The organism is Streptomyces albidochromogenes, assembly GCF_005981925.1.
In the GTDB taxonomy this organism is placed as follows: domain Bacteria; phylum Actinomycetota; class Actinomycetes; order Streptomycetales; family Streptomycetaceae; genus Streptomyces; species Streptomyces albidochromogenes.
In genome coordinates, this window is record NZ_VBVX01000280.1 from 1 (window position 1) to 8198 (window position 8198).

General features: G+C 72.1%; 8 protein-coding genes, 1 tRNA gene and 1 pseudogene. 8 read left to right on the forward strand and 2 right to left on the reverse strand.

What is annotated here, in order from left to right; all coding sequences use genetic code 11:
- The 4 genes and pseudogenes from E2E34_RS27160 to E2E34_RS35665 all read left to right on the forward strand — a co-directional run.
- Window positions 1–237: pseudogene (locus tag E2E34_RS27160) on the forward strand (metabolite traffic protein EboE); the annotation flags it as partial.
- Window positions 234–1637, forward strand: coding sequence for an alkaline phosphatase family protein (locus E2E34_RS27165; protein ID WP_138904549.1), 1404 nt, complete (start codon window positions 234–236; stop codon window positions 1635–1637). The pseudogene E2E34_RS27160 and the gene E2E34_RS27165, both read left to right, overlap by 4 nt.
- A gap of 37 nt (window positions 1638–1674) precedes the next feature.
- On the forward strand, window positions 1675–2703 hold the full coding sequence (locus E2E34_RS27170; RefSeq protein ID WP_138904554.1) for a sugar phosphate isomerase/epimerase family protein: 1029 nt from the start codon (window positions 1675–1677) through the stop codon (window positions 2701–2703).
- 52 nt (window positions 2704–2755) lie between these two features.
- Window positions 2756–2905 (forward strand): hypothetical protein, encoded by a 150-nt coding sequence (locus tag E2E34_RS35665; protein ID WP_167518398.1) that lies wholly within the window; start codon window positions 2756–2758, stop codon window positions 2903–2905.
- 16 nt (window positions 2906–2921) lie between these two features.
- Here the strand turns inward: E2E34_RS35665 and E2E34_RS27175 are convergent, their stop codons facing one another.
- Window positions 2922–4256 carry a DUF2254 domain-containing protein gene (locus E2E34_RS27175; protein ID WP_138904550.1) on the reverse strand — a complete coding sequence of 445 codons (1335 nt, stop codon included), beginning with the start codon at window positions 4254–4256 and terminating at the stop codon, window positions 2922–2924.
- A gap of 181 nt (window positions 4257–4437) precedes the next feature.
- Here E2E34_RS27175 and E2E34_RS27180 point away from each other — a divergent pair.
- Window positions 4438–4525 (forward strand) — tRNA-Leu (locus tag E2E34_RS27180).
- A gap of 121 nt (window positions 4526–4646) precedes the next feature.
- Window positions 4647–5126 carry a VOC family protein gene (locus E2E34_RS27185; protein WP_138904555.1) on the forward strand — a complete coding sequence of 160 codons (480 nt, stop codon included), beginning with the start codon at window positions 4647–4649 and terminating at the stop codon, window positions 5124–5126.
- A gap of 45 nt (window positions 5127–5171) precedes the next feature.
- Here E2E34_RS27185 and E2E34_RS27190 read toward each other — a convergent pair whose 3' ends face one another.
- Window positions 5172–6605 carry an aminopeptidase P family protein gene (locus tag E2E34_RS27190; protein WP_138904551.1) on the reverse strand — a complete coding sequence of 478 codons (1434 nt, stop codon included), beginning with the start codon at window positions 6603–6605 and terminating at the stop codon, window positions 5172–5174.
- A gap of 92 nt (window positions 6606–6697) precedes the next feature.
- Here E2E34_RS27190 and E2E34_RS27195 point away from each other — a divergent pair, with 92 nt between their 5' ends.
- The gene (locus tag E2E34_RS27195) at window positions 6698–7879 is read left to right on the forward strand and encodes an NAD(P)/FAD-dependent oxidoreductase (RefSeq protein WP_138904552.1); all 1182 of its coding nucleotides are present in this window, start codon (window positions 6698–6700) and stop codon (window positions 7877–7879) included.
- Window positions 7876–8198, forward strand: a 323-nt coding sequence (locus E2E34_RS27200; RefSeq protein WP_138904553.1) for a (2Fe-2S)-binding protein, incomplete at its 3' end; no start/stop codon positions are given. The genes E2E34_RS27195 and E2E34_RS27200, both read left to right, overlap by 4 nt.

Sequence of the window (8198 nt, forward strand, 5' to 3'; positions counted from 1 at the left end):
AGATGTGTAATAAGAGACAGGACCTCCACCCTCCCGGTGCTCCAGGACGCCCTCGCCCGCCTCGTCGGCGGCCCCGCGCCGCTCACCCGGCACCTGGAGGTCGAGACGTACACCTGGCAGGCGCTCCCGCCCGATCTGCGCCCGCGCAACCGAACCCAGCTCGCCGAGGGGATCGCCGCCGAACTCGTCCTCGCCCGCGACCTCCTGGTCGACCTCGGACTCAAGGAGCTGCCGTGACCGAGACACCCGCCACCACCGGCGGCGGACCCACGCCCCTGCTCGTCCTGGACGTCGTCGGCCTCACCCCGAGGCTGCTCGCCCACATGCCGCGTCTCGGCCGGCTCGCCCGGTCCGGTTCCCAGGCCTCCCTCGGCACCGTCCTGCCCGCCGTCACCTGCGCCGCCCAGTCGACCTTCCTCACCGGCACCACCCCCGCCGAGCACGGCATCGTCGGCAACGGCTGGTACTTCCGCGAGCTCGGCGAAGTACTCCTGTGGCGCCAGCACAACGGCCTGGTCGCCGGCGACAAGATCTGGGACGCCGCTCGCCGCGCCCACCCCGGCTACACCGTCGCCAACATCTGCTGGTGGTACGCGATGGGCGCCGACACCGACTACACCGTCACCCCACGCCCCGTCTACTACGCCGACGGCCGCAAGGAACCCGACTGCTACACCCGGCCCCCCTCCCTCCACGACGAACTCGCCGACCGGTTCGGCACGTTCCCCCTCTTCCACTTCTGGGGCCCCGGCGCCGACCTCGGATCCTCCCGATGGATCATCGACGCCACCCGCCACATCCTGCGCACCCGCCACCCCGACCTGGCCCTGTGCTACCTCCCGCACCTCGACTACGACCTCCAGCGCTACGGCCCCGACGACCCCCGCTCCCACCGCGCCGCGGCCGACCTCGACGCCGCCCTCGCACCGCTGCTCGACGACGCGAGGGCCGAGGGCCGTACGGTCGTGGCGCTCTCCGAGTACGGCATCACCCGGGTCTCGCGGCCCGTCGACATCAACCGGGCCCTGCGCCGCGCCGGCCTCGTCGAGGTCCACACCCAGGACGGCATGGAGTACCTGGACCCCATGACCTCACGGGCGTTCGCCGTGGCCGACCACCAGCTCGCACACGTCTACGTCCGCCGCCCCGAGGACCTCGAAGCCGCCCGCGCCGCTCTCACGGACCTCGAAGGCGTCGCCGAACTCCTCGACGACGAGGGCAAGAAGAGCCACGGCCTCGACCACCCCCGCTCCGGCGAACTGGTCGCGGTGGCGGAGCCCGACGCCTGGTTCACGTACTACTACTGGCTCGACGACGCGAAGGCCCCGGACTTCGCCCAGCTCGTCGAGATCCACCGCAAACCCGGCTACGACCCGGCCGAACTCTTCATGGACCCCCTCGACCCGTACGTACGCGTCAAGGCGGCCACGGCGCTCGCCCGCAAGAAGCTCGGCATGCGCTACCGCATGGCGGTCGTGCCCCTCGACCCCTCACCTGTCCGCGGCAGCCACGGCCGCCTCCCCGAGAACGACGACGAAGGTCCGCTCATCCTGTGCTCCACCCCCCGCGCCGTCCACGGCCGCACAGCGGCCACCGATGTGAAAGCCCTGCTCCTCCAGCTTGCCGGACTGCACTGACAAGAGCCCTGACGAAGGAGTTCCACGCGTGCGACCCATGAGCCGCAAGACCACCACCGACCCCGAACTCACCCGCAAGCTCTCCCGGCGCGGCATGCTCGGCGTGGCCGCCGGGGCCACCGCCGCGGCCCTCCTCGGAGCCGCGGCGCCCAGCGCGGCGGCGCGGAGCACGGGCCGCGGCCGCCCCGTCCTGCCCCCCGGCCGCCTCGGCATCCAGCTCTACTCCCTGCGCGACAAGGTCTCGGCCCTCGGCTTCGCGAAGGTCTTCGCCGAACTGGAGCGCTTCGGTTACGACGAGGTCGAGTACGCCGGCTACACGCAGGGTTCCGCCGGCGCCATCACCCTGCCCCAGCTCCGCAAGCTCACCCGCGACCACGGCCTGCGCGGCATAGGAAGCCACGTCGACTACTACTCCGACGGCGACCCCGGCGCGTACACCTTCGCCCAGAACCTCACCAAGGTCCTCGACGACGCCCAGGCCCTCGGCCTGAAGCACATCGGCACCGCGTCCGGCCCCTGGCGCTACGGCGCGACCGTCGACGGCTGGAAGCGGGCCGCCGAGGACTTCAACACCTACGGCGCGGCGGCCAGGGCGCGCGGCATGAAGTTCTACCAGCACAACCACGCCGAGGAGTTCTCCTTCGCGACCGACCGGCCCGACGTCCGTCTCTACGACGTGCTCCTCGCCGAGACCGACCCCGGCCTGGTCTACCTGGAGATGGACATCTACTGGGCGTACGCCGCCCAGTTCCGCTTCGGCAAGCGCGCCGACGGCACCCCCGCCCCCTTCGACCCCCTCGACTACGTACTGAAGCAGCCCGACCGCTACCCGCTGTTCCACGTCAAGGACGGCGAACACGACGCGTCCGCCCGCGACGGCTACCGGATGGTGGACGTCGGGGACGGAGACATCGACTACAAGCGGTTCATCTCGGCGGTGTCGAAGACCCGCGGCGGGCGCCGTGACCACCACTGGCAGGCGGAACACGACAACCCCGTCGAGTCGTTCGCCTTCGCCCGCAAGTCCAGCGCGCACCTGCGCTCCCTGCGCGAGAAGGACTGCTGAGAGCGGCGGTGGTCAGACCGCGCCGAGGCTGATCGGCCGCGGGTCCGGCTCGATGTGCCGGGCCGCGGCCGCCCCGGCGGGCTTCGGCGCGTCCTGGCGCGGCGCGTTCGTCGGCGGCGAACTCCTCGTCCGGTCCGTCACCGAAGGCCCGGGGGACGAACGTCTCCCGGGCAGCTTCCCCGCGCACCACCTGATGCCGTAGCGCCGCCCGCTCGCGGTCAGCCGATCCCCTGGTGGTCGGGGAGCAGGGCGAAAGCCCGCTCGGCCGCCTCGGGCACCGTGCGCTCCACGGCCTGGACGAGGAGCGCGCGTTGGCGGACCAGCGGCTCCCGCCGGTCCGCCGGCGCCAGCAGCAGCAAGTCGTCGATCCCGGCGAGCAGCCGCCGCGAGACCTGCGGACTGCCCGCCGCGAACCCCCGGATCTCGGTGAACCCCAGGTCCACCAGGTCGGCCCACTCCGGCACGTCCTGCACCAGGCGCACCGCACCGTCGCGATCGCGATGATGCACGGCCCCGAGCGGCATCTCCACCACAGCGGCGAGGAACTGGACGATCCGGTCCAGGCACTGCACGGCGGTCGTGGGGTCGTTGACGGCCGGCGACAGCGCCCGCAACCCGATGTCGGACAACTGCCGCAGCCCGAACCCGAGGTCCTGGTGCGAGGTGCGGTCCACCCCCACGGACACGGTGTACCGCAGCGCCCGCCGAGGCGGCGCCGCCGTACCGTGCACGGCCAGCACCGGCGTCCCCGGTACGACGAAGTCGCCGATCCGGGGGACCAGCCGCAGCACCACGCCTTCGCGCCGCGCGGCCCGGACCAGCCGCGCGACGTTCACGTCCCGCAGTACGCCCGCCCGCCCCCGGTGCGCGATCCGCCCGCTCTCGGGCCCGAGCGGTTCCCGGTCCAGCTCCCCGCCCGGCTGCCTGGCCAGCACCCGGAACGACTCCCGCGCGACGCGGTCGACCACGGGCCCCACCTGCATCAGCCGCAGCGTGGACGACACGTACACGATGAACAGCAGCAGGCTGAGTACGACCATGAGCATGACCAGGACGCTCTGCGCGAGCGGCACGGTGGTCACCCGTCGCGGGTCCGACGTGCTGTCGTACTGCGTGAGTACCAGCAGCGAGAACAGGAACGTCGCCAGGAACACCGTGAGCGTGACCTTGGTGATCCGGCTCCGGACGAAGATCCGCACCACCCGGGGCGTGAACCCCCCGCTCGCCATCTGCACCGCCACCAGCGAGATGCTGAAGACCACACCGACGAAGGTCATCATCGCCGAGCTGATCGTGGTGACGATGGTCTTCGCGTCCTCGGCGAACGCGACCAGATCGCCGACCTCGTCGAACGCCCCCTCGTCCTGCAGCGCTCCGACGATCTCCGCGTCGAGCGCCGACGCCGCCCACCACAGCGCGCACACGCACACCAACCCCAGGGCCGGAGCGAACCAGAAGGTGTCCCGCAGGTGCTCGCGCAACGGCGACAGGGTGCGGGGCCGGCGGTACGCACGCCCACGCCTGCCGTCTTCGAATCCGTGTCCCTGACTCACCGCGCGAACGCTACGCGTAAGCGCACGGCGACACGCTGTGAGAACGGCCCCGCGACACCCCCAAGATCACGCCGCCCGCGGTCGCCGCAAGCCACTGACCACGGAATACGCAGGTGAAAGCGACACCGAACCCCTGGTATTGTTTTCCATGTCGCCGCGGGAAACCGGGGCCGACCACCTGGTCCGGGTGGCGGAATGGCAGACGCGCTAGCTTGAGGTGCTAGTGCCCTTTATCGGGCGTGGGGGTTCAAGTCCCCCCTCGGACACCAGCAGGAAAAGACCCCGGTCAGTCGATCCGGGGTCTTTTTCGCGTTCCCGGCATGTCGCCGATGAGTTCTCGGCCGACGGGCGGTCTCCATGGGTACACACACTCACCTGCTGGAGGTACCGATGGCCGCCAAGGGATTCACCACCTGCCTGTGGTTCGACGGGCAGGCCGAAGAGGCCGCCGACCACTACGTGTCGATCTTCAAGGACTCCAGGATCGGCAGGATCACCCGCTACAACGAGGCCTCGCCCGGGACGGCCGGCGAGGTCATGACCGTCGAGTTCGAAGCCAACGGGCAGAGGTTCGTGGCGCTGAACGGCGGTCCCGAGTTCACGTTCAACGAGGCCGTCTCGTTCCAGATCCTCTGCGCCGACCAGCCCGAGCTGGACTACTACTGGAACAGCCTCGTCGAAGGCGGCTCGGGGGTCGCCTGCGGCTGGCTCAAGGACAGGTTCGGGGTGTCCTGGCAGGTCGTTCCCGAAGAACTCGTCGACATGGTCGGCGACGCCGATCCGGACAAGGCGAAGCGGGCCACCGAGGCGATGCTCTCCATGGTCAAGTTCGACATCGCCGCACTGCGGAGGGCCTACGCGGGAGAGTAGTCCCCTCCGTGTGGGGTTCGGGGTGATTCCGGGTGCTGGTGGAGATCATCGCGGGGGCGTGAGGGACCGCATCCACGTCTCCACCTCGGTGGAGGTGCGGGGCAGGGCCGCCGACAGGCTCTCGTTCCCCTCGGCGGTCACGAGGATGTCGTCCTCGATACGTACGCCGATGCCCCGGTACTCCGCCGGCACGGTCAGGTCGTCCGGCTGGAAGTACAGGCCCGGCTCGACGGTCAGCACCATGCCCGGCCGCAGCGTCCCGTCGGCGTACGCCTCCCTGCGCGCCGTCGCGCAGTCGTGCACGTCCAGGCCCAGCATGTGGCCCGTGCCGGCCATCGTGAAGCGGCGTTGCAGGCCGAGGCGGTGTACGCGCTCGGCGGGTCCCTCCAGCAGGCCCCACTCCACCAGCTTCTCCGCCAGGCGCCGCTGCGCCGCCTCGTGGAAGTCCCGGTAGCGCGCGCCCGGCCGCACGGCGTCGATGCCGGCCTGCTGGGCCTCGTACACCGCGTCGTAGATCCTGCGCTGGAGGGGAGTGAAGGTGCCGTCGACGGGCAGGGTGCGGGTGACGTCGGCGGTGTAGAGGGTACGGGTCTCCACACCCGCGTCGAGGAGGAGCAGGTCGCCGGGGCGCACCTCGCCGTCGTTGCGCACCCAGTGCATGATCGTGGCGTGCTCGCCCGCCGCGCAGATCGAGCCGTAGCCGACGTCGTTGCCCTCCAGGCGGGCGCGGCGGAAGAAAGTGCCCTCGATCCACCGCTCGGAGGTGGCGACGGCGGTCGCCAGCTCCCGTACGACGTCGGTGAAGCCGCGCACGGTCGACTCGCACGCCTTGCGCAGTTCGCCGATCTCCCACTCGTCCTTGACCAGGCGCAGCTCGGACAGGGCGGTCTTCAGCTCCGCGTCCCGTTCGCCGTCCGTCTCCACGGCCGCCTCCAGGCCGGCGTCGTAGCCGCGCACCACACGCGTCGGCGTCGTCGGCGCCGCGGCGACGGCGGCGCGCAGCTCCTCGGCGGCCCGGCGTACGTCGCGGCAGGGCAGGCCCAGCAGCGTCGCCGCCTCGGCCAGGGTGTTCCTGCGGCCGACCCACAGCTCGCCCTTGGCCGCGTCCTGCCAGAACTCGCCGGTCTCCCGGTCGGACCGGGGGAGGAGGTACACGGTCGCCTCGTGGCCGCCGTCCGCGCGCGGTTCGAGGACCAGCGCCGCGTCCTCGCTCTGGTCGCCGGTGAGGTGGACGTACTCGCTGGAGGGGCGGAAGGGGTAGTGGCTGTCGTTGGCGCGCACCTTGAGGTTCCCGGCGGGCACCACCAGGCGCTCGCCGGGGAAGCGGGCGGAGAGCGCGGCGCGGCGCTTGGCCGCGTACGGGCTCTGCTCGGCCGGTTCGAGGTCGCGCCGCTCGGTGTCCGCCCACCCTCGCCTCATGAGCGCCGCCAGCTCGTCGGAGACGGTCGGGCCGAGGCTGTTCTTCCGGTCCCTGTACATGGGTGGGCCCCTCTCGTCCTGCGGCTCGCTGCCGGCGAGGAACCAGCGTAGAGACCCTTGGCGCGAAAGGGAACATGTGACATTGTACTGCCGTGACCAACCAACTGACCTGCGATGTCGTGGTAGTTGGGGCCGGAATGGTGGGCGCGGCCTGTGCCTTCTACGCGGCCCGGGCGGGCTTGCGCACCGTGCTCGTCGACCGGGGGCCGGTCGCCGGAGGCACCACCGGGGCGGGCGAGGGCAACCTGCTGGTGTCCGACAAGGAGCCCGGGCCGGAGCTGGAACTGGCGCTGCTGTCGCTGGAGTTGTGGCGGCGGCTCGTGGAGGAGGACCCGGGTCTGCGGACGGCCGTCGAGTACGAGGCCAAAGGCGGGCTCGTGGTGGGTTCGGGGTACGCCGGGCTCGCCGCACTCGAAGAGTTCGCCGCGCGCCAGCGTGCGTTCGGGGTGGCGGCGGTCGGGGTCGACGCGAGCGAACTGCGCTCCCTTGAGCCGCACTTGGCGGGCGGCCTCGCGGGAGGCGTGCTCTACCCGCAGGACTGCCAGGTGATGCCCGCCCTGGCCGCCGCGCATCTCGTACGGGAGGCGCGACGGGCGGGCGCCGTGGTGCGCACGGGGGAAGTCGTGACCGCGGTGCGGCGGGCTGCGGGCGACGGCGGGCGCGTGCTCGGCGTGCGTACCGGCCGGGGCGACATCCACGCGCCGGCCGTCGTCAACGCGGCGGGGACCTGGGGCGGCGGGGTCGCCGCACTGGCCGGGGCGCACCTGCCGGTGCTCCCGCGGCGCGGCTTCGTGCTCGTGACCGAGCCGCTGCCGCCTCGGACCGTCCGGCACAAGGTGTACTCGGCGGACTACGTCGCCGACGTCGCCAGTGACTCGGCCGCGCTCCAGACCTCGGCGGTGGTCGAGGGAACGGCCGCCGGGCCCGTACTGATCGGCGCGAGCCGGGAGCGGGTCGGCTTCGACCGTACGTTCGCGCTGCCGGTCGTACGGCGGCTCGCGGCGCAGGCGGTGGGGCTCTTCCCGGTGCTCGGGAGGGTCGGCGCGGTGCGCGGGTACCTGGGGTTCCGGCCGTACCTGCCCGACCACCTGCCGGCGATCGGCCCCGACGCGCGCGTGCCCGGCCTGCACCACGCGTGCGGACACGAGGGGGCGGGGATCGGCCTCGCCACGGGCACCGGCCACCTGGTCGCCCAGGGGCTCATCGGGGAGGTGCCGGAGCTGGACCTCGCGGCCTTCCGGCCCGATCGGTTCGGCGCGGAGGAGAGCGGATGAGGTTTCGTCGTACTACGCCGCGGAAGCTCGTGCGGGCGCGGCCCGGGCCCGGCTTCGAGGTCACGCTGGACGGGCGGCCCGTGCCGGCGCTGCCCGGCCGGACCGTCGCCGCCGTGCTGTGGGAGGCGGGTGTCGTCGCCTGGCGCACGACGCGGGACGGGGGGCGGCCGCGTGGGGTGTTCTGCGGCATCGGGGTGTGCTTCGACTGCCTGGTGACGGTCAACGACCGGCCGAATCAGCGGGCTTGTCTGGTGACGGTTTCACCTGGGGACGCGATTCGGACGCAGGAGGGGGTGGGGGATGCGGTTGGTGCGGGTGC

What these genes read in the sequence shown, in the direction of transcription:
- E2E34_RS27170 (WP_138904554.1), top strand. Translation starts at nt 1,675, where the DNA reads ATGAGCCGCAAGACCACCACCGACCCCGAACTCACCCGCAAGCTCTCC.
- E2E34_RS35665 (WP_167518398.1), top strand. Translation starts at nt 2,756, where the DNA reads ATGTGCCGGGCCGCGGCCGCCCCGGCGGGCTTCGGCGCGTCCTGGCGC.
- E2E34_RS27185 (WP_138904555.1), top strand. Translation starts at nt 4,647, where the DNA reads ATGGCCGCCAAGGGATTCACCACCTGCCTGTGGTTCGACGGGCAGGCC.
- E2E34_RS27190 (WP_138904551.1), bottom strand. Translation starts at nt 6,605, where the DNA reads ATGTACAGGGACCGGAAGAACAGCCTCGGCCCGACCGTCTCCGACGAG.